Raw genomic sequence first — 18,822 nt, forward strand, 5'->3', positions numbered from 1 at the left:
GCGCGTAGACTGACGTGGTGCTTCTGTGTCTGACGGCGTCGCACAAGAACGCCAGCTTCGATCTCCTCGAGAAGCTCTCCGTCGACTCCTCCGCCGTGACCGCGGCCCTCTCCGAGGGGATCGACTTCGTCTCCGGAGCCGTCGTCGTCGCGACCTGCAACCGCTTCGAGGCCTACCTCGACATCGAGGAGCCGCTGACCGCCGCGCAGGCCGTCGCCGTCGAGGCCGCCACCGCCGCCGTCAGCGCCGCGACCGGCGTCGAGCAGGACGAGCTGCGCGGGAGCGTCGACGTCGTCTCGGGCGACCGGGTGGCCGAGCACCTCTTCGCCGTCTCCAGCGGGCTCGAGTCCGTCGTGGTCGGCGAGGGCGAGATCGCGGGCCAGGTCCGCCGCTCCCTCGAGGAGGCGCGCCGCCTCGGCACCACCTCCTCCGAGCTCGAGCGGCTGTTCCAGCGCGCCTCGCAGACCTCGCGCGGCATCAAGAACCGCACCGGCCTCGGCAGCGCCGGCCGCTCGATCGTGCGCCTCGCGCTCGACCTGGCCGCGAGCCGCGTCACCGACTGGCGGGCCGCCCGCGTCCTCCTCGTCGGCACCGGCAGCTACGCGCGGGCGACCGTCGCGGCCCTGCGCGACCGCGGAGTGGTGGACATCGCCGTGCACTCCCCCTCCGGCCGCGCCGAGGGCTTCGCCGCCCGCCGCTCGCTCCGGCCCATCGCCGCCGCCGATCTCGCGCTCGAGGCGGTCTCGGCCGACATCGTCATCACCTGCACGACGACCCAGGAGCCTGTGCTCGACGCCGCTCTGCTCGCCGCCGGGCGCCTCCAGGGCTTCTCCCGCGAGCGCCAGCTCGTGATCGACCTGGGCCTGCCGCGCAACGTCGCCTCCGACGTCACCTCGGTCGCCGGCGTCGAGCTCCTCGACCTCGAGACGATCAGCCTGCACGCGCCTCTCGACGTGCTCGACGCGTCGCAGCAGGCGCGCGCGCTCGTCGACAAGGCGGCCCGGAAGTTCTCGGACGTCGCCGACGAGAAGAGCCTCACTCCGGCCGTCGTCGCCCTGCGCGCCCACGTGTTCGACGCGCTCGACGCCGAGATCGAGCGGGCCCGCTCGCGCGGCGACGAGGACGGCCGCACCGAGCAGGCGCTCCGCCACCTCGCCGGCGTGCTGCTGCACACCCCGAGCGTCCGCGCCCGCGACTACGCGCGCGCCGGAGCGCAGGAGGCGTACCTCACCGGGCTCGAGGCGCTCTTCGGCATCGTGGTCCCGGCCGAGCCCGCCGCCGCGCACCCCGACGCGGACGCCGCCACCGCGTGAGCCTCCGGCTCCCCTTCGATGCGGAGCCGCTGCGCTCCGCGCCGCTGCTCACCGAGCGCCTGCTCCTGCGTCCCCTCGGACCGGAGGACGCCGAGGACCACGCGCGCTACCAGGGCGACGCCGACGCCGTCCGGTTCCTCCGCTGGCCGGTGCGCACCCCCGAGGAGTCGCGGGCGCACCTGCAGCGCCGCCTCCCCTCGACACGGCTCGCCGCCGACGGCGACGTGGCCGTGCTGGCGATCGTCCCCCGGGAGGGCGTCCTCGCCGGGCGGATGATCGGCGACCTCACGCTCATCGCGACGTCCGTCGAGCAGGAGGCGGTCGAGATCGGCTGGGTGCTGCACCCGGAGTCGCAGGGGCGCGGCTACGCGACCGAGGCCGCCCGGGCGCTGCTCGACCTCGCGTTCGACACCCTCGGCGCCCACCGCGTGATCGCGCAGCTCGACGCTCGGAACACCGCCTCCGCCCGCCTCTGCGAGCGCCTCGGGATGCGCCTCGAGGCGCATCACCGGGAGGACGAGTTCTGCAAGGGCGAGTGGACCTCGACCCTCGTCTTCGCCCTGCTCGCCCGCGAGCGCTGACCGCAGGGCCGGCTGGTCCGCGCCCTCCGGGACGCCGCCGGCCCGTCCGGTCGGCGGCGTCCCGGGAGGAGCGTCAGGCCCCGCGGAGCCCGGTGAAGAGGTACGACTCGAGCTGCTCGAGCGGGATGCGCTCCTGCTTCATCGTGTCGCGGTCGCGGACGGTCACGGCGTCGTCCTCGAGCGAGTCGAAGTCGACGGTCACGCAGTACGGGGTGCCGATCTCGTCCTGGCGGCGGTAGCGGCGGCCGATCGCTCCGGAGTCGTCGAAGTCGACGTTCCAGAGCTGGCGCAGCTGGTCGGCGACGCGGCGCGCGAGCGGCGAGAGGGCCTCGTTGCGCGAGAGCGGCAGCACGGCCACCTTCACCGGCGCCAGGCGCGGGTCGAGGTGCAGCACGGTCCGCGTCTCGACCTTGCCCTTGGCGTTCGGCGGCAGCTCCTGCTCCTCGTAGGCGTCGACGAGGAACGCCATGAGCGCGCGGGTGAGGCCGAACGACGGCTCGATCACGAACGGCACGTAGCGCTCGTTCTTGTTCTGGTCGAAGAACGAGAGGTCCTTGCCCGAGTGCTCGATGTGCGTCTTGAGGTCGTAGTCGGTGCGGTTCGCGACTCCCATCAGCTCGCCCCACTCGCCCGAGGCGAAGCTGAAGCGGTACTCGATGTCGACGGTGCGCTTGGAGTAGTGGGAGAGCTTGTCCTTCGGGTGCTCGTACTGCCGGATGTTCTCGGGGTTCATCCCGAGCCCGACGAACCAGTCCCAGGCGAGCTGCATCCAGGTCTCCTGCCACTCCTCGTCCGTGCCGGGCTCGACGAAGAACTCGAGCTCCATCTGCTCGAACTCGCGGGTGCGGAAGATGAAGTTGCCGGGGGTGATCTCGTTGCGGAACGCCTTGCCGATCTGGCCGATGCCGAAGGGCGGCTTGCGACGGGCGCTCTGCAGCACGTTCGCGAAGTTGGTGAAGATGCCCTGGGCGGTCTCGGGACGCAGGTAGTGCAGACCCGACTCGTCGTCGACGACGCCGAGGTAGGTCTTCATCAGGCCCGAGAACTGCTTGATCTCGGTCCACTGGCCGACCTTGTCGGGGTGCTCCGGGTCCGGGATGTCGGCGAGGCCGTTCACGGGCGGGTGGCCGTTGACCTCCTCGTACTTCTCGAAGAGGTGGTCGGCGCGGTAGCGCTTGTGGGTGATCAGCGACTCGGTCAGCGGGTCCGAGAAGACGCCGACGTGTCCCGAGGCGTGCCAGATCGCCGTGGGCAGGATGACCGCGGAGTCCAGGCCGACGACGTCGCCCCGGCCCTGCACGAAGGTCTTCCACCACTGGCGCTTGATGTTCTCCTTGAACTCCACGCCGAGCGGCCCGTAGTCCCACGCGGAGCGGGTGCCCCCGTAGATCTCACCCGAGGGGAAGACGAATCCCCTGTGCTGCGCGAGGGTGATGACTTTGTCGAGGGTGGTGGGTTCTGCCACGGGTTGCTCCTCAGCTGTTCGGGCGCACGGGGCCCCGGCGCGCGCCGGCTGCGCGCGTCCTTCTGGTGTGCCCCCATGGTAGCCGCGGGGGCGCCGCGACGGTCCGTCCGCGGCGGGCATGATGAGCGGATGAGCACCCTCCCGCCGATCGTCGTGTCCGCCGTCGCCGTCCTCCGCGACCGGCGCGTCCTGATGGTCACGGCGCGGGGCCGCGACGTCCTCTACCTCCCCGGCGGCAAGGTCGACGAGGGCGAGAGCGGGATCGAGGCGGCGGCCCGCGAGGCCCGCGAGGAGCTCGGCGCCGTCGCGCTCGGTCTCGAGCCCCTGTTCACCGTCCGCACCCAGGCGCACGGCGAGCCGGAGGGGCGGGAGGTCCACATGAGCGTCTTCGCCGCCGAGCTCGACCGGGAGGCGCGCCCGAGCGGCGAGGTCGACTCGCTGCACTGGGTCGACGGCTCCGATGCGGGCCGCTGCCCGCCCGCCGGGGTCGAGACCCTCCGGCTGCTGCGCGGTCTCGATCTCGTCGACTGACCCTCCGGCGCCGGGCCGACCGCGGGGCGGCTAGCCTCGTGGCGTGGAGACGAGACGGCGTGCACGGGACCGGTCGAGCGCGGAGGAGCCGGACCGGCTCGAGCCGGTGCGACTGGAGGCGGCCGTGCCGATCCTGCGGATCTTCTCGGTCGCCAAGGCGGGCGAGTTCTACGTCGACTACCTCGGCTTCGAGGTGGACTGGGAGCACCGCGCCGCGCTCGACGCCCCCCTCTACCTGCAGGTGTCGCGCTCTGGGCTCCGCCTGCACCTCAGCGAGCACCACCGCGACGGCAGTCCCGGCGCCGCGGTGCACGTCGCCCTCCGCGGTGTCCGCGAGCTGCACGCCGAGCTCGACGCGAAGGCGTACCCCTACCTCAACCCGCGGATCACCCGCACGCCGTTCGGCTTCGCGCTCGACGTGATCGATCCGTTCGGCAACCAGCTGCGCTTCGCGGAGCCGGCCCCGGTGCCGCGCCTGCCCTGATCGGTGCGCGGGCGGGTGCTTGTACAACCTGAGCGCCGACTGATCAACCGTTCACCGGCCGTCCATGCACTTCGGAGTCCCATCCTTTAGCGTGGCTCCGATGGCTTCACGGGGGACGATCGAGCGGCCGGACACGGCCCGGGCAACGGGACGGCAGCGCCGGCCGCGGCTCCGCTTCATGGAGGCCGCACCGCTGGCGACGGGCCTGCTGGGCTCGATCGCGATCCTCCTCGGCTCGCTCGGCGTGGGCTACCTGCCCGCCGGCTCGCCCATCCGCGACTGGCCTCTCGTCGCCTCGATCCGCGCCACGGGCTGGCTCACCGAGTCCAGCGGCGCCCTCGTCGTGGGCGGCGGGATGCTGCTGCTGATCGCGTGGCTCCGCCTGCGCACGGTCGCGCTCGCGGCGGGTCCCGGCTCCGTCCGCACCATCGTGGTGGCGGCCCTCGCCTGGACCGCTCCGCTCCTCGTGACGGTGCCGCTGTTCAGCCACGACATGTTCTCCTACGTGGCGCAGGGTCGCCTGATGACCCAGGGCATCGACCCCTACACCCACGGCGTCGCGACGCTCCCGGGCTGGTTCGACCTCGGCGTCGACCCGCTCTGGGCCGACACGCCCACGCCCTACGGGCCCCTCTACCTCCTGATCGAGCGCACCGCCGTGCAGTTCGCGGGCTACGGCGCACCGGAGCTCTCGATCGCGATGCTCCGCGCCGTGTCGGTCGCGGGCGTGGCCGTCATGGCCGTCTACGCGCTCCGCCTGGCGCGCCTGCGCGGCCTCTCGGTCCCGCTCACCGCCTGGACGATCGTCGCCAACCCGCTGACCCTCGTGCTCTTCGTCGTCGCCGGCCACAACGACTCCGTGATGCTGGCGCTCATCCTCGCGTCGCTCTACTACGCCCAGACCGACCGGCGCATCGCCGCCGTCGTGCTGATGGCCGGAGCGATCGCGATCAAGCCGATCGCCGTGATCGCGCTCCCCGTGCTCGCGCTCCTGTGGCTGCGCCACGACGCGACGTGGCGCGAGCGCACCCGCGGCTGGCTCTGGTCGGGCGCCGGAGCGCTCGGCCTCGTGGTCGCCGTCGGGCTGCTCGCGGGCGTCGGGGTCGGCTGGGTCGCGGCGATGGTCGTGCCCGGCTCGATCCTGCACTGGTACGCGCCGATGTCGTTCGTCACGGTCTCGGTCTCCCGCGCCGTCGAGTTCACCGGTCACGACCCCGCCGCGGCGATCGCCGTGGTCAAGATCCTCGCGCTCGGGCTCGCCGGCCTGATCGCCGCGCGCCTCATGCTGTCGCGGCGCTCCATCGATCCGCTCGCCCGCCTGTCCGGCGCGCTGCTCGCGTTCGTGACGGCGTCGACCGCCATCCACCCCTGGTACGCCCTCTGGATCCTGCCGATCGCCGCGCTCGCGCGCCCGTGGAGCCGCTCCCACGTGCATCTGGCGGTCTACGCGTCGATCTTCCTCATGTGCGTCACGCTCGCCGAGCCGGTCGACGGCGGAGGCGGCACGATGGACCAGATCCCGGCGCGGGTCGCGACGATCGCCGCGATCGCCGTGGTCGGGATGTACGTCCTCCTCGGCTACACGGACGAGGAGCGGGTCGAGGGCCTGCCCCTCGTGCGCGCGCTGCCGTTCGGCTCCGTGATCCTCGCCCGCCTCAGCGGCGGCCGCCTGGTCGACGCCCGGATGGCCGCGACCCGCCTGCGCGACTAGCCGGAGCCGCGGCTCAGGAGTCGGACTCGTCGCTCCGACGGCGAGTGCGGCGGTCGAGCGCGGCCTGCGCCGTCTCGGCGGCCGAGTCCGGGGAGCCGACCGGCCCGGTGGGACCGGCGAGGGTGCTCGAGAGCGACGACAGCCAGCCGGAGTCGTCGCGGCCGGCGTTCAGCGCATCCGAGAAGAGGGGGAGGTCGCTGCGGGTGGCGTGGATCGCGTACGACTCGCGGGAGAACCCGTTGTCGGGGACGACGGGCGTCCTGCGGGACGCGCGCGTGGCGTCCGGGGCCTGCTCCTGTCGCGAGGCGTCCGACGCCTGCTCCTGGGGGGCCTGCTCCTGGGCGGCCTGCTCCCGGCGGGCGTCGCGCTCGTCGCGCGGGGTGCTGCTGTCGTGGTCCACGGCGGTCCTCCTGCTCTCCGCCCCGAGCGGAGCGACGGGCGCCGCGGTGACGGGGCGGCGCCCGGTCAGGCTACCCCTCGTTCACGGCGTGGCGTCGTCGTCGGCCTCTGATCGTGGCGCGGGGCGCCAGACGACCAGCTCGGTCCGGCGCTGCGCGCGCGTGCCGTGGCGCAGAGTGACCACGTCCCCCTCGAGTCCGGCGGCGAACACGCGGCGGCCCGGCCGGTTCAGGAGCTCGTCGGCGAGGGCCGACTCCAGCTCGCGCACCCGCTGCGAGAGCGACTGCACCTGGTTCTCGAGCTGCAGGATGCGCGCGATGCCCTCGAGAGAGACGCCCTCGGAGGAGAGCCGCGCGACCTCGCGCAGCTGCACCACGTCGCGCATCGAGTAGCGGCGCGACTTGCCCGCGGTGCGGGTCGGGCTCACGAGCCCGAGCCGGTCGTACTGCCGCAGGGTCTGCGGGTGCATCCCCGCCAGATCGGCGGCGACGGCGATCGCGAAGACGGGCGTGTTCTCGTCCATGTCTCCTCCTCCGACCGGTCGCGCCGATCCGGTGCTAGTAGCGGGCCTTCTCCAGGATGTCCTCGCGCGGGTCCTCGTCCGGCTCGGCGGCGGCGTAGGCCTCGAGGGCCTCACGGGCGGCGGCGGACAGGTGGCTCGGGACGGCGACCTGCAGGACGGCGAGCAGGTCGCCCGTGCCCTTGGGGGTCGTGACGCCGCGGCCCTTGACGCGCAGGACGCGGCCGCTCGGGGTGCCTGCGGCGACCCGGAGCTTGACGGGCTCGCCGCCGAGGGTCGGCACCTCGATCGTCGCGCCGAAGACGGCCTCGACGAAGGTCACGGGGACCGTCACGCGCAGGTTCAGCCCGTCGCGCTCGAACACCGGATGCTTGCGCACCGAGACGGTGAGCACCAGGTCGCCGGGATCGCCGCCGTCCGGGCTGGGGCGGCCCTTGCCGCGGACGCGGATCTTCTGGTCGTCGGCCACGCCGGCGGGGATGCGCACCGAGAGGGTGCGCCCGTCGCCGGTCTGCAGCTGGACGGTGTCGCCCCGGGTCGCGGTGCGGAAGTCGATGGTGGTGCTGGCGGTGACGTCGGCGCCCTTCTGCGGGCCGCCGAAGCCGCGGTAGCCGCCGCTGGGCTGGCCGAAGCGGCTGCCTCCGCCGCCGAACATGCCGCCGAGGATGTCCTCGAAGCCGGGCGGCGGGCCCTGCTGGGTGCTGTAGGAGGTGCGCCCGCCCTGGCCGAACATGCCGCCGAAGACGTCGTCGAACCCTCCGGGCTGGCCGCCCGCGGTGAAGCGCGCTCCGCCGCCCATGGCGCGGATCTGGTCGTACTCCTTGCGCTGCTCGGCGTCCGAGAGCACGGTGTACGCCTCGCTGATCTCCTTGAAGCGCGCCTCGGCCTTCGCGTCCCCCGGGTTGGAGTCGGGGTGGAACTGGCGGGCGAGCTTGCGGTAGGTCTTCTTCAGGTCCGCGGCGGAGACGTCCTTGGACACGCCGAGGACCTTGTAGAAGTCCTTATCGAACCAATCCTGGCTGGCCATGTGCCTCTTCCTGTGTCGAATGCGGCGAGGGACCCCGCCCCGGTCCGGCAGCGTGCTGCCGAGCGGGGCGGGGTCCTCCGCGGTGGTGGTGCCGGTGGCGGGGTCAGTCGGCGGGGACTGCCACGACCACCTTGGCGGCCCGCAGCAGCGAGCCTCCGAGGTAGTAGCCCGCCTCGACGACGTCCGCGACCGTGGAGGTCTCGGCGCCGGGGGTGGGCTGCTGGAAGATCGCCTCGTGGATGTTCGGGTCGAACAGGTCGCCCACGGCGCCGGTCTTCACCAGGCCGAGCTTCTCCACTCCGCCGCGCAGCTTCTGCGCGATGGCCGTGAAGGGCCCGCCCTCGGCGAGGTCGCCGTGCTTCTCGGCGCGGTCGAGGTCGTCGAGCACGGGGAGGATGACCTTCACCGCGTCGCCGATCGCCCGCTCCTTGTCGACCTGGCGGTTCGCCTCGGTGCGCTTGCGGTAGTTCGCGTACTCCGCGGTCACCCGCTGGAGGTCGGCGAGGTGCTCGGCTGCGAGCGTCTCGGCGCTGGACTGTCCCGAGAGGAACGAGAGGTCGGCGTCCGAGAGGCTGGTCTCGACGTCGGGCCCCTCGGCCTCGATGAGGCCCTCCTGGTCCTGGGCGTCCTGCGCCGCCTCGGCTCCCGCCTCGCCGCCGGTGGCCGGCTGCTCCTCGGGGAGGTCCTGGGGCTCGTTCTCGGCTGCCATGGCTACTTCGTGTCCTTCGGCTCGTCCTCGTCGATGACCTCGGCGTCGACGATGTCCTCGTCGTCCTTCTTGTCACCGTCGGCCGGAGCGTCCGCGGGGGCGCTCTGCGCGGCCTGGTCCTGGGAGTAGATCGCCTGGCCGATCTTGGTCTGCGAGGCGTTGAGGGCGTCGAACGCGGTCTTGACGGCCGCGTCGTCGTCGCCGGCGAGCGCGGTCTTCAGCGCGTCGACGTCTCCCTGCACCTCGGACTTGACGTCCTCGGGCAGCTTGTCCTCGTTGTCCTTGATCAGCTTGTCGATCGAGTACGCCAGGGTCTCGGCGTTGTTGCGGATCTCGGCGGCCTCGCGGCGGGCCTTGTCCTCGGCGGCGTGCTCCTCGGCCTCGCGGACCATGCGGTCGATGTCGTCCTTGGGCAGCGACGAGCCGCCCGTGATCGTCATCGACTGCTCCTTGCCGGTGCCCTTGTCCTTCGCGGACACGTGGACGATGCCGTTGGCGTCGATGTCGAAGGTGACCTCGACCTGCGGGATGCCGCGCGGGGCCGGCGCGATGCCGGTCAGCTCGAACGTGCCCAGGTTCTTGTTGTCGCGGGTGAACTCGCGCTCGCCCTGGAAGACCTGGATCGCGACGGACGGCTGGTTGTCGTCGGCCGTGGTGAAGGTCTCGGACCTCTTGGTCGGGATCGCGGTGTTGCGCTCGATGAGCTTCGTCATGATCCCGCCCTTGGTCTCGATGCCCAGCGAGAGCGGGGTCACGTCGATCAGGAGGACGTCCTTGCGCTCGCCCTTGAGGACGCCGGCCTGCAGCGCGGCGCCGACGGCGACGACCTCGTCCGGGTTGACGCCCTTGTTGGGCTCCTTGCCGCCGGTGAGCTTCTTGACGAGCTCGGCCACCGCCGGCATGCGGGTCGAGCCGCCGACGAGGACCACGTGAGCGATGTCCTCGACCTTGACGCCCGCCTCGGCGATGACGTCGGTGAAGGGCTTGCGGGTGCGCTCGATCAGGTCGCTGGTGAGCTCCTCGAACTTGGCGCGGGTGAGCGTCTCGTCGAGGTTCGCCGGGCCGTTCTCGGTGAGCGAGAGGTAGGGCAGCTGGATGCTGGTCGAGGTGCTCGAGGAGAGCTCCTTCTTCGCCTGCTCCGCGGCCTCCTTGAGGCGCTGGCGAGCGATCTTGTCCTTCGAGACGTCGACGCCGGTCGAGTCCTTGAAGCGCTTGACCAGGTGGTCGACGACGCGCTGGTCCCAGTCGTCGCCGCCGAGGCGGTTGTCGCCCGAGGTCGCGCGGACCTGGATGGTCGAGAAGTCGTCGTCCTTGCCCACCTCGAGGAGGGAGACGTCGAACGTTCCGCCGCCGAGGTCGAAGACGAGGATGAGCTCGTCCTCCTTGCCCTTGTCGAGGCCGTAGGCCAGCGCGGCCGCGGTGGGCTCGTTGATGATGCGCAGGACGTTGAGTCCGGCGATCTCGCCGGCGTCCTTGGTCGCCTGGCGCTCGGCGTCGTTGAAGTAGGCCGGGACGGTGATGACCGCGTCGGTCACCTTGTCGCCCAGGTACTGCTCCGCGTCGCGCTTGAGCTTGCCCAGGATGCGGGCCGAGATCTCCTGCGGGGTGTACTTCTTGTCCTCGACGCCGAAGGTCCAGTCGGTGCCCATGTGGCGCTTGACCGACGCGATGGTGCGGTCGACGTTGGTGACGGCCTGGCGCTTCGCGGTCTCGCCGACGAGCACCTCCCCGTCCTTGGTGAACGCCACGACGGACGGCGTGGTGCGGAAGCCCTCGGCGTTGGCGATGACGGTGGGCTCGCCTCCCTCGAGGACGGCCACGACAGAGTTGGTGGTTCCCAGGTCGATGCCTACGGCACGGGACATATGCGTTGTTCTCCTTCGCGATCGGCGTCGCGCGGGCGGCTGCCGGTCAGTTGACGGGTGGTGCGGAATCCTCTGCGGGAGTTGAGCCCCGCACGCTCAAGTTTACGCATCCGTCGTCTCGCGTCAAGTCCGGAGGCGAGAAGTTGAGTCGCATCGGCTCAACTCTCAGACTCGCGGGTCCCGCAGCTTCCGGCCGTTCACCTCCTCCCCCTACGGTGGGCCCATGACGACGCGCACCGGCCGCTGGCCCGTCCTCGCCTGGGGCCTGTGGGACTGGGGCGGATCGGCCTTCAACGCGGTGGTGACCACCTTCGTCTTCACCGTCTACTTGACCACCGACGGGCTCTTCGGCACTTCGAGCGGAGTCTCGGCCGCGCTCGGCTGGTCCCTCGCCGGCGCCGGCGTGGTCGTCGCCGTGATCGCGCCGATCACCGGCCGACGGGCCGACCTCGGCGGGCGTCGCCGGCTCTGGCTGGGGATCCACTCCTCCGTCGTCGTCCTCTGCATCCTGCTGATGTTCCTCGTGCGCCCCGACCCGGCCCTCCTCTGGCTGGGACTCGGACTGCTCGCGGTCGGCACGGTCTTCTTCGAGTTCGCGAGCGTCAACTACAACGCGATGCTCCTCCAGGTCTCGACCCGGGCGACCATCGGCCGCGTCTCCGGCTTCGGCTGGGGCATGGGCTACGTGGGCGGGATCGTCCTGCTGCTGATCGTGTACTTCGGCTTCATCTCGCCCGAGGTCGGGCTCTTCGGAGTGACGGGTGACGACGGCCTCGACGTGCGCGTCTCGATCCTGGTCGCCGGCGTGTGGTTCGCCGTCTTCGCCCTGCCGGTGCTGGTCGCTGTGCCGGAGACGCCGGCACAGGCGAGCCGGGCGGAGCGCGTCGGCGTGATCGCCTCCTACCGCGCGCTCTTCGCGCAGGTCGCCGCCCTCTGGCGCGAGAGCCGCAGCACCGTGGCCTTCCTCATCGCCAGCGCGGTGTTCCGCGACGGGCTCACCGGGGTCTTCACCTTCGGCGGCGTGCTGGCGCAGGGCACCTTCGGCTTCGACGCCGGCGAGGTGATCCTGTTCGCCATCGCCGCGAACGTCGTGGCCGGAGTGGCGACCATCTCGGTCGGCGCGCTCGACGACCGCATCGGCCCCAAGGCCGTGATCGTCGCCTCGCTCATCGGCCTGGTCGTCTGCGGCACCGCCGTCTTCGTCCTGCACGACGGGGGGAGCACGGTGTTCTGGATCTTCGGCCTGCTGCTGTGCCTGTTCGTCGGCCCGGCGCAGTCGGCGAGCCGCAGCTACCTGGCCCGCCTCATCCCGGAGGGACGCGAGGGCGAGATCTTCGGCCTCTACGCGACCACCGGGCGGGCGGCCTCGTTCCTCGCGCCCGCCGCCTTCGCAGCCGCCGTCTCGATCGCCGCGGCCCTCTCGGGCAGCGGCGAGGCGAACGTGCAGTACTGGGGCATCCTCGGGCTCGTCCTCGTCCTCGCCGTGGGGCTGGTGCTGCTCCTGCCGGTGCGCCGCCCGCCGGCCACCGCCCCCGTCGTGCCGGAGCCGCGGCTCGCTCCGCCCGCCCGCCGGGACTGACGAGGCCCGGCCCGCGGGAGACGCGGGCGAGGCCCCTCCCCGCGCGCCATGGCCGAGGATCAGACCGTGGCGATCCAGAACACGATCAGCAGGAGCGTGACGAGGAAGCCGGTCAGGAAGTTCAGCGCGAGGAAGCGCTTCCAGCCCGCGTTCGCCCGCTCCGCCTCGGCGTCCTCGAGCGACCGGTACGGCCAGATGCTCACCGCGTACGGCACCGCGAGGATCGCCGCGAGGGTCCCCGGCCAGGGCAGCAGGAGCAGGAGCAGGCCGCTCGCGACGTAGGCGGCGATGGCGAAGCGCGTGGTCGCCTTCGCTCCGATCACGGTCGCGATCGAGCCGATGCCGCCCGCGCGGTCGGCCAGGATGTCCTGCACCGCGCCGAAGGCGTGGCTCGCGATCCCCCAGAGGAAGAACGCCACGAGGAGCGCCACCAGAGGTCCGGTGACCACGGTGCCCGCGAGGGCGATCCCGTAGACGGCCGGGCTGACGAAGTGGGTCGCCGAGGTCAGCGAGTCGACGAACGGGCGCTCCTTGAAGCGGAGCCCCGGCGCACTGTAGGCGATCACGGCGAAGACGCTGATCGCGAGGACCAGCCACGAGACCGGGGACCCGAGCAGCACGAGCGCCACCAGGAACGGCACGTTCGTGGCCACCGCCGCGATGAGCGTCGCTCGGTGCTCGCTCCGGTCGAGCACGGCGCCCTCGACGCCGCCCTTGCGGGGGTTCCGCAGGTCGGACTCGTAGTCGAAGACGTCGTTGATCCCGTACATCGCGAGGTTGTAGGGGATGAGGAAGTAGATCGTGCCGAGCACGAAGGCGAGGTCGATCTCGCGGGTGGTCAGCAGGTACGCCGCCGCGAACGGGTAGGCGGTGTTGACCCAGCTCAGCGGGCGGCTCGAGACGAACAGCGCGCGCAGCCGGTTCACGGCTCGCTCCGACGACGCGAGGGCAGGAGCACCCAGAGCGCCGGGAGGGCGAGGGCCGCGGCGATCGCGTAGGCGAAGTCCTCGATCGGAGCGACACCGATCCGGATGCCCGAGATCAGGTCGTCGTCGTAGGCGACCAGCAGGCCCACTCCGATCATGATGTTGTCGAACACGGCGGTCATCACCAGCAGCACGGCGAGGGTGCCGAGGACGGCGGGCAGGCGCAGGACGCGTCGGCGCAGCGCGAGCAGCAGCAGCACCAGCACCACCGCGAGGAACACGGCGTTGAGGAGGAGGTAGGTCACGCGCGCGCCTCCGCCCGCCGGGCGACCCGCTGCGAGAGGAAGCCGTGCACGTCCATCGTCAGGTAGCAGAGCAGGGTGAGGAAGAGGACCTCCTCGACCGGGAGCTCCGGCGCGATCTGCAGGCCGGTCATGTAGGAGGTCTCGCCGCGGAAGAAGACGCCCAGGCCGATCCCCACGAGGTCCCAGACCAGGAAGAACACGACTCCCATGGGCAGCACGATCGCCGCGCGTCGCGCGTCCGCCCAGAAGAACAGCCGGAAGCGGCGGTCGAGCACGATCATCCCGGTGATCGAGACGAGGAGCGCGAGCAGGTAGAGGATCCCCACGCCTACTCCCCCACGGCGACGGGCGCGACCGGAGCGGACGGCGCCTCCCGCACGGGCAGCGGCTCGGTCGACACGTCGCCGCGCACGCGCTTGAGCATGACCTCGGCGCTGATGATGCACATCGGCAGGCCGATGCCGGGGATCGTGGAGCTGCCGGCGAAGAGCAGTCCGTCGACGTGCCTGCTGACGTTCCCGGCGCGGAAGAAGGCGCTCTGCGAGAGGACGTGGGCCGGTCCGAGCATCGAGCCGCGCCAGGCGCCGAGGTCGCTCTCGAAGTCGGCCGGGCCGATGGTGCGGCGGACGACGATCCGCTCGGCCAGGTCGGTCGCGCCGGTCCAGGATGCGATCTGCGCGATGGCCTGGTCGGCGATGGCCTCGACGCGCGCGTCGCCCGCGCCGTCGACTCCGCCGTGGCCGATCGAGGTGTCGGCCGGGATCGGCACGAGCACGAACAGGTTCTCGTGCCCCTCCGGAGCCGTGCTCGCGTCGGTCGCGCTCGGGCGGCAGACGTAGATCGACGCGGGATCGGGGACGGTCGGGTGCTCGCCGAAGATCTTGTCGAAGTTGTCGCGCCAGTCCTTCGTGAAGAGCAGGGTGTGGTGCTCGAGCTCGGGCAGCTCCCCGCGCACGCCCAGGAGGACGAGGACGGCGCTCGGGCCGGGCTCGCGCTTCTCCCAGTAGGCGGGCGGGTAGGTCCGCAGCTCCTCGGGGAGGAGCGACTGCTCGGTGGTGAAGAGGTCGGAGGCGTTGACGACCAGGTCGGCGGGGATCCGCTCCGTGCCGTCGGGGCCCGTGAACTCGACTCCGACGACCTCGGCGCCGCGGCGTCGGCCGCGGGGCGAGCGGGCGGTGAGGATCCGCGTCGCGGGCGAGGACGTGCGGACGGTGACGCCGGCCTCCTCGGCGACGTCGGCGACCGCCTCGATCAGCTTCGTGAATCCGCCCATCGGGTAGAGCACGCCGTCGGCGAGGTCGAGGTGGCTCATCAGGTGGTACATGCTCGGCGCGGCGAACGGCGAGGAGCCGAGGAAGACGGCCGGGTAGCCGAGGATCTGGCGCAGCCGGTTGTCGGTGACCGCCGTCGCCGCGAACGTGTCGAGCGGCGTGAGCAGCAGGCGGCCGAGCCTCCCGGTCCGGCTGAGCACGTCGCGGCGCAGCAGCGGGAGGAAGGAGGAGAAGCTCGTGTAGAGGAAGCGGCGCTTGGCCATCTCGTAGGTGTCGCGCGCGGAGTCGAGGTACGCGCGCATCCGCTCGCCCGCTCCGGGCTCGATGCTCTCGAAGAGCGCGAGGTTCGACTCGAGGTCGGCGAGCACGTCGATCGGCTCGTCGACGCCCTCGCTGTAGACCCGGTAGCCGGGGTCGAGCGTGACGAGGTCGAGGCGCTCCTCGGCGCTGGTGCCCATCAGGCGGAAGAAGTGGTCGAACACCTCGGGCATCAGGTACCAGGAGGGACCGGTGTCGAAGCGGAAGCCCTCGTGCTCCCACGAGCCGGCGCGGCCGCCGACGGCCTCGCGCGCCTCCAGGAGGGTCACGTCGTAGCCGTCGCGCGCGAGCAGCGCGGCGGAGGCGAGCCCGCCGATCCCGCCGCCGATGACGACGGCGCGGTGCGGGCCGGTCCTCGAGCGGGTCGCGCGGACGGGGCCGGGGCCCAGGCGCGGGCCCAGCGTCGACACGGCCGCCTTCGCCGCGAGCGCCGCCTTGGCGGCCGTGGGCACGCTGACGCGGGCGCGGAGGAGCTCCTCGGCGGGCGTCGCGCGGATCCGGTCGGCCAGGGCGGTGAAGAGGGAGTGGGCCAGCAGGACCGCGCGCCGGCTGGAGCGCGGGAGCTCGGGCACGATGGCGGCGGCCTCGGCGAGGTCGTCGTCGAGGTCGGCGAGCAGCGAGGCCTTGTCGCGCTCGGAGAACGCCCGCGGGTCGACTCCGGGGAAGTAGCTGCGGCCGAGGCCGTCGACGTCGGCGGCGAGATCGCGGAGGAAGTTGACCTTCTGGAACGCGGCGCCCAGGCGGCGCGCTCCGGCCACGAGCCGCTCGCGGGCGGCCTCGGAGACGAGCCCCGCGTCCGGCGCCGCGAGGAACACGTGCAGGCACATCAGCCCGACGACCTCGGCGGAGCCGTAGACGTAGGCCTCGAAGGACTCGGGGGTGTGCTCGGTCTCGCGGAGGTCGGCGCGCATCGACGCGAAGAACGGCCGGGTGAGCTCGGTGCCGAATCCGGTCGCCCGCGCGGTCCGCGCGAAGGCGTGGATCACGAGGTTGGAGCTGTAGCCGGAGGCGAGCGCGCGCTCGGTCTCGGCCTCGAAGGCGTCGAGGGACTCCTCCACCGCGGCCCGGTCGAGACGGGCCTCCGCGGCGACGCCGTCGACGATCTCGTCGGCGACGCGCACGAGGGCGTAGACGTCCTCCACCCGCTCGCGGACGCCCGGAGCGAGCAGGCGCGTGGCCAGCCCGAAGGAGGTGGAGTAGCGGCGGATCACCTGCGCGGACGACTCGTGCGCGACGCGGTCGTACAGTTCGCTCTGGCGGCTCATCGTGCCACCGTACGGGGGCTCGGCCGGGCGGAGCGCATCGTCGCGCGCATCCGCGCGTGGCGGACAGCGCTCATCGGGTGCGCCCGACCACGCTGGCCACCAGCGGGCGGACCTCGTTGCGGAACGCCTCCGACACCGCGGGCGTCTCCAGAGCCGCCCAGGCGCGATCGGCGAACTGGTTCGCGAGCCCCTCGGCGTAGCTGCGGGCGCCGCACTCCTCGAGGATGCCGCGCACCTTCTCCGCGGTCTCGGGCGCGAGGTGCTCGTCGCCGATCAGCGCCTCGATGTCGGGCCAGCAGTCCGTGCCTGCCGCGTGGGCGATGAGGACGGTGCGCTTGCCCTCGCGGAGGTCGCCCAGCGTGGTCTTGCCGGTCTGCCCCTCCGAGCCGAAGACCCCGAGCAGGTCGTCGACTATCTGATAGGCGATGCCGATCCAGCGGCCGAACTCGCCGAGCGCGTCCACCGCGGCGTCCGAAGCCCCGGCGAGGATCGCTCCGGCCTGCAGCGGCGCCTCGAAGGAGTAGACGGCCGTCTTGAGGCGCTCCATCTCGAGCACCTCGTCGACCGAGGGCATGCCCGGCATGAGGGAGAAGTCCACGTCGGCCAGCTCGCCCGCGGCGGAGGCGAAGACGGCCTCGTCGAGCAGGGTGAGCAGGCGGGCCCGCACGCCGTCGGAGGCGCCGACGCCCTCGACGAGGCGGTGGGCGCCGGTGAGGGCGAGGTCCCCGGCGATCACGGCCACCGAGGTGCCGCGGTGCTCGGCGATCGGGATGGAGAGGCCCGCGGTCGTCGCCTCGTCGCGGTAGCTGCCCGAGACGTTCGGGCCGCCGCGGCGCACGAAGTCGCGGTCGATCACGTCGTCGTGCACGATCAGCGCGGTGTGCAGCAGCTCGAACGCCGCGCCGAGATGGGCGGCGGCCTCCGGATCCTGGCCGCCGTGGGCCTCGTACGCCGAGATCACCATCAGCGGACGGAAGCGCTTGCCGCCGCGGGTGTTGGCCTCCAGCGTCTGCCAGAGGGTCAGGTAGCGGGGTCCGAGACGCACCGCCCGGGACCTCGCCAACGAGAAGAACCTGTCCAGGACGGCATCGACGTGCTCCTGCCTCAACCGGGACAGAACCACGGGGTCGCGCGTATCCACGGGGGAAGGCTAACAAAGGGGAGAACCAGGACGATAAGCCGGCTGATGTGTTGCGGCGTGCTTGACTTGCGGGTATGACTTCGCCAGCCGCCACTGTGCAGACGGACCGGATCGAGCAGGTGGTCCTCCTCGACGAGGCCGGGAACGCCGTGGGGGTCGCCGACAAGGCGACCGTGCACGACACGGCCACTCCCCTGCACCTCGCGTTCTCCTGCCACGTCTTCTCCCCGGACGGCGCGCTTCTGGTGACCCGCCGCGCGCTGGAGAAGCGCACCTGGCCGGGCGTCTGGACCAACTCCTTCTGCGGGCACCCCGCCCCGGGCGAGCGGATCGAGGAAGCCGTCGTCCGCCGGGCCGAGCGCGAGCTCGGCGCCCGGCTGGCCACGCTGGAGGTCGCCCTGCCGGACTTCCGCTACCGCGCGGTCGACGCGTCCGGCGTCGTCGAGAACGAGATCTGCCCCGTCTACACGGCGACACTGTCGAGCCGCGACGCCCTCGATCCGCGCCTCGACGAGGTCATGGACTACGAGTGGGTCGATGCCGAGGCGACGCTCGCCGCCGTCCGCTCGACCCCCTGGGCGTTCTCCCCCTGGCTCGTGCTGCAGCTCCCCCGCCTGCTGGGCTGACCCCCGTGCCCTGATCCCTGCGCAGGCGTCAGTCGGTGTAGACGTCCGTGCGGTGGAAGCCGAGCGCCGACCGCGACGCGGTCGGACCGCGCTGGCCCTGGTACCGCGAGCTGTACTCCGCCGAGCCGTAGGGCTTCTCGGCGGGCGAGCTGAGGCGGAAGAAGCACATCTGGCCGATCTTCATCCCCGGCCAGAGCGTGATGGGGAGCGTCGCGACGTTGCTGAGCTCGAGGGTGACGTGGCCGGTGAAGCCCGGATCGATGAACCCGGCGGTCGAGTGGGTCAGCAGCCCGAGCCGTCCGAGCGAGCTCTTGCCCTCGAGGCGCGCCGCGATGTCGTCCGGCAGGGACACCTCCTCGTAGGTCGAGCCGAGCACGAACTCTCCCGGATGGAGGATGAACGGCTCGCCCTGGGGCGTCTCGACCAGGCGGGTCAGCTCGGGCTGGTCCTCGGCCGGATCGATGTAGGGGTAGCGGTGGTTGTCGAACAGCCGGAAGAAGCGGTCGAGGCGCACATCGACGGACGACGGCTGCAGCATCGACGGATCGTGCGGGGCGAGCCCCACGCGGCCGGAGGCGAGTTCGAGCGAGATGTCGCGGTCGGAGAGGAGCACGCTGCGATCCTAGGGCGTGGCGCGACCCGGGGGCATGGGCCGGCTCCGGGCCTTGCTACGATGTCCTGGTGCGCCCGAGCGGCGCCGCGCGAGTGTAGTTCAATGGTAGAACTTCTGCTTCCCAAGCAGATGGCGCGGGTTCGATTCCCGTCACTCGCTCTCCTCCCCCCCCC

General features: G+C 72.1%; 18 protein-coding genes, 1 tRNA gene and 1 pseudogene. 8 read left to right on the forward strand and 12 right to left on the reverse strand.

Going from position 1 to position 18,822, the window contains the following annotated elements:
- Positions 1-17 precede the first annotated feature (17 nt).
- Complete coding sequence (locus C5C39_RS05315; protein WP_104352845.1) at positions 18-1,313, forward strand: glutamyl-tRNA reductase; 1,296 nt, start codon at positions 18-20, stop codon at positions 1,311-1,313.
- Positions 1,310-1,894 carry a GNAT family N-acetyltransferase gene (locus C5C39_RS05320; RefSeq protein WP_258064111.1) on the forward strand — a complete coding sequence of 195 codons (585 nt, stop codon included), beginning with the start codon at positions 1,310-1,312 and terminating at the stop codon, positions 1,892-1,894. Before C5C39_RS05315 ends, C5C39_RS05320 begins: the two co-directional genes overlap by 4 nt.
- A 73-nt stretch (positions 1,895-1,967) precedes the next feature.
- On the opposite strand, the gene C5C39_RS05325 is transcribed toward C5C39_RS05320, so the two are convergent.
- Positions 1,968-3,359 (reverse strand): glycine--tRNA ligase, encoded by a 1,392-nt coding sequence (locus C5C39_RS05325; RefSeq protein ID WP_104226140.1) that lies wholly within the window; start codon positions 3,357-3,359, stop codon positions 1,968-1,970.
- 129 nt (positions 3,360-3,488) lie between these two features.
- Between C5C39_RS05325 and C5C39_RS05330 the strand changes: the two genes are divergently transcribed.
- The 3 genes from C5C39_RS05330 to mptB all read left to right on the forward strand — a co-directional run bounded on the left by C5C39_RS05330 (position 3,489) and on the right by mptB (position 6,085).
- Complete coding sequence (locus tag C5C39_RS05330) at positions 3,489-3,890, forward strand: NUDIX domain-containing protein (protein WP_104350429.1); 402 nt, start codon at positions 3,489-3,491, stop codon at positions 3,888-3,890.
- 43 nt (positions 3,891-3,933) lie between these two features.
- Positions 3,934-4,374 (forward strand): glyoxalase superfamily protein, encoded by a 441-nt coding sequence (locus tag C5C39_RS05335; protein ID WP_208543318.1) that lies wholly within the window; start codon positions 3,934-3,936, stop codon positions 4,372-4,374.
- A 100-nt stretch (positions 4,375-4,474) separates the two neighbouring features.
- Complete coding sequence (gene mptB / locus C5C39_RS05340; protein ID WP_146083877.1) at positions 4,475-6,085, forward strand: polyprenol phosphomannose-dependent alpha 1,6 mannosyltransferase MptB; 1,611 nt, start codon at positions 4,475-4,477, stop codon at positions 6,083-6,085.
- Between the two features lie 13 nt (positions 6,086-6,098).
- Here mptB and C5C39_RS05345 read toward each other — a convergent pair whose 3' ends face one another.
- The 5 genes from C5C39_RS05345 to dnaK all read right to left on the reverse strand — a co-directional run bounded on the left by C5C39_RS05345 (position 6,099) and on the right by dnaK (position 10,605).
- A complete protein-coding gene (locus tag C5C39_RS05345) occupies positions 6,099-6,485 on the reverse strand; it encodes a hypothetical protein (protein ID WP_104292209.1) in 387 nt (128 codons plus the stop codon).
- 81 nt (positions 6,486-6,566) lie between these two features.
- Positions 6,567-7,007 (reverse strand): heat shock protein transcriptional repressor HspR, encoded by a 441-nt coding sequence (locus tag C5C39_RS05350; protein WP_104295254.1) that lies wholly within the window; start codon positions 7,005-7,007, stop codon positions 6,567-6,569.
- A gap of 34 nt (positions 7,008-7,041) precedes the next feature.
- Positions 7,042-8,031 carry a DnaJ C-terminal domain-containing protein gene (locus tag C5C39_RS05355; protein WP_104222888.1) on the reverse strand — a complete coding sequence of 330 codons (990 nt, stop codon included), beginning with the start codon at positions 8,029-8,031 and terminating at the stop codon, positions 7,042-7,044.
- Positions 8,032-8,134: 103 nt separating this feature from the next.
- Positions 8,135-8,740: a nucleotide exchange factor GrpE gene (locus tag C5C39_RS05360; protein ID WP_104222889.1), complete on the reverse strand. Its 606-nt coding sequence runs from the start codon at positions 8,738-8,740 to the stop codon at positions 8,135-8,137.
- 2 nt (positions 8,741-8,742) lie between these two features.
- Complete coding sequence (gene dnaK, locus C5C39_RS05365; RefSeq protein WP_104222890.1) at positions 8,743-10,605, reverse strand: molecular chaperone DnaK; 1,863 nt, start codon at positions 10,603-10,605, stop codon at positions 8,743-8,745.
- A 133-nt stretch (positions 10,606-10,738) separates the two neighbouring features.
- Between dnaK and C5C39_RS05370 the strand changes: the two are divergent.
- Positions 10,739-12,184, forward strand: a pseudogene (locus C5C39_RS05370) (MFS transporter); the annotation flags it as partial.
- Between the two features lie 59 nt (positions 12,185-12,243).
- Here the strand turns inward: C5C39_RS05370 and C5C39_RS05375 are convergent.
- From C5C39_RS05375 to C5C39_RS05395, 5 genes are all read right to left on the reverse strand, one after another.
- A complete protein-coding gene (locus C5C39_RS05375; RefSeq protein ID WP_104222892.1) occupies positions 12,244-13,110 on the reverse strand; it encodes a prenyltransferase in 867 nt (288 codons plus the stop codon).
- Positions 13,107-13,415 (reverse strand): lycopene cyclase domain-containing protein, encoded by a 309-nt coding sequence (locus C5C39_RS05380; protein WP_104222893.1) that lies wholly within the window; start codon positions 13,413-13,415, stop codon positions 13,107-13,109. The genes C5C39_RS05375 and C5C39_RS05380 overlap by 4 nt, the downstream gene beginning before the upstream one ends.
- On the reverse strand, positions 13,412-13,741 hold the full coding sequence (locus tag C5C39_RS05385; RefSeq protein ID WP_104352838.1) for a lycopene cyclase domain-containing protein: 330 nt from the start codon (positions 13,739-13,741) through the stop codon (positions 13,412-13,414). The genes C5C39_RS05380 and C5C39_RS05385 overlap by 4 nt, the downstream gene beginning before the upstream one ends.
- 2 nt (positions 13,742-13,743) lie before the next feature.
- The gene (gene crtI / locus C5C39_RS05390) at positions 13,744-16,269 is read right to left on the reverse strand and encodes a phytoene desaturase family protein (RefSeq protein ID WP_104352839.1); all 2,526 of its coding nucleotides are present in this window, start codon (positions 16,267-16,269) and stop codon (positions 13,744-13,746) included.
- A 70-nt stretch (positions 16,270-16,339) separates the two neighbouring features.
- Entirely contained in the window at positions 16,340-17,314 is a 975-nt protein-coding gene (locus C5C39_RS05395) for a polyprenyl synthetase family protein (protein WP_244229492.1), read from the reverse strand.
- Positions 17,315-17,484: 170 nt separating this feature from the next.
- Between C5C39_RS05395 and idi the strand changes: the two genes are divergently transcribed.
- A complete protein-coding gene (idi, locus tag C5C39_RS05400) occupies positions 17,485-18,036 on the forward strand; it encodes an isopentenyl-diphosphate Delta-isomerase (RefSeq protein ID WP_104352840.1) in 552 nt (183 codons plus the stop codon).
- Positions 18,037-18,064: 28 nt separating this feature from the next.
- Here idi and dcd read toward each other — a convergent pair whose 3' ends face one another.
- Positions 18,065-18,649: a dCTP deaminase gene (dcd, locus tag C5C39_RS05405; RefSeq protein ID WP_104246931.1), complete on the reverse strand. Its 585-nt coding sequence runs from the start codon at positions 18,647-18,649 to the stop codon at positions 18,065-18,067.
- A gap of 88 nt (positions 18,650-18,737) precedes the next feature.
- Here dcd and C5C39_RS05410 point away from each other — a divergent pair.
- Positions 18,738-18,808, forward strand: a tRNA-Gly gene (locus C5C39_RS05410).
- Positions 18,809-18,822 lie beyond the last annotated feature (14 nt).

Origin of the sequence: Rathayibacter sp. AY1F3, from assembly GCF_002931975.1 — a bacterium.
GTDB lineage: Bacteria > Actinomycetota > Actinomycetes > Actinomycetales > Microbacteriaceae > Rathayibacter.

What these genes read in the sequence shown, in the direction of transcription:
- dnaK (WP_104222890.1), bottom strand. Translation starts at nt 10,605, where the DNA reads ATGTCCCGTGCCGTAGGCATCGACCTGGGAACCACCAACTCTGTCGTG.
- C5C39_RS05355 (WP_104222888.1), bottom strand. Translation starts at nt 8,031, where the DNA reads ATGGCCAGCCAGGATTGGTTCGATAAGGACTTCTACAAGGTCCTCGGC.
- mptB (WP_146083877.1), top strand. Translation starts at nt 4,475, where the DNA reads ATGGCTTCACGGGGGACGATCGAGCGGCCGGACACGGCCCGGGCAACG.
- idi (WP_104352840.1), top strand. Translation starts at nt 17,485, where the DNA reads ATGACTTCGCCAGCCGCCACTGTGCAGACGGACCGGATCGAGCAGGTG.
- C5C39_RS05330 (WP_104350429.1), top strand. Translation starts at nt 3,489, where the DNA reads ATGAGCACCCTCCCGCCGATCGTCGTGTCCGCCGTCGCCGTCCTCCGC.
- crtI (WP_104352839.1), bottom strand. Translation starts at nt 16,269, where the DNA reads ATGAGCCGCCAGAGCGAACTGTACGACCGCGTCGCGCACGAGTCGTCC.
- C5C39_RS05350 (WP_104295254.1), bottom strand. Translation starts at nt 7,007, where the DNA reads ATGGACGAGAACACGCCCGTCTTCGCGATCGCCGTCGCCGCCGATCTG.
- C5C39_RS05360 (WP_104222889.1), bottom strand. Translation starts at nt 8,740, where the DNA reads ATGGCAGCCGAGAACGAGCCCCAGGACCTCCCCGAGGAGCAGCCGGCC.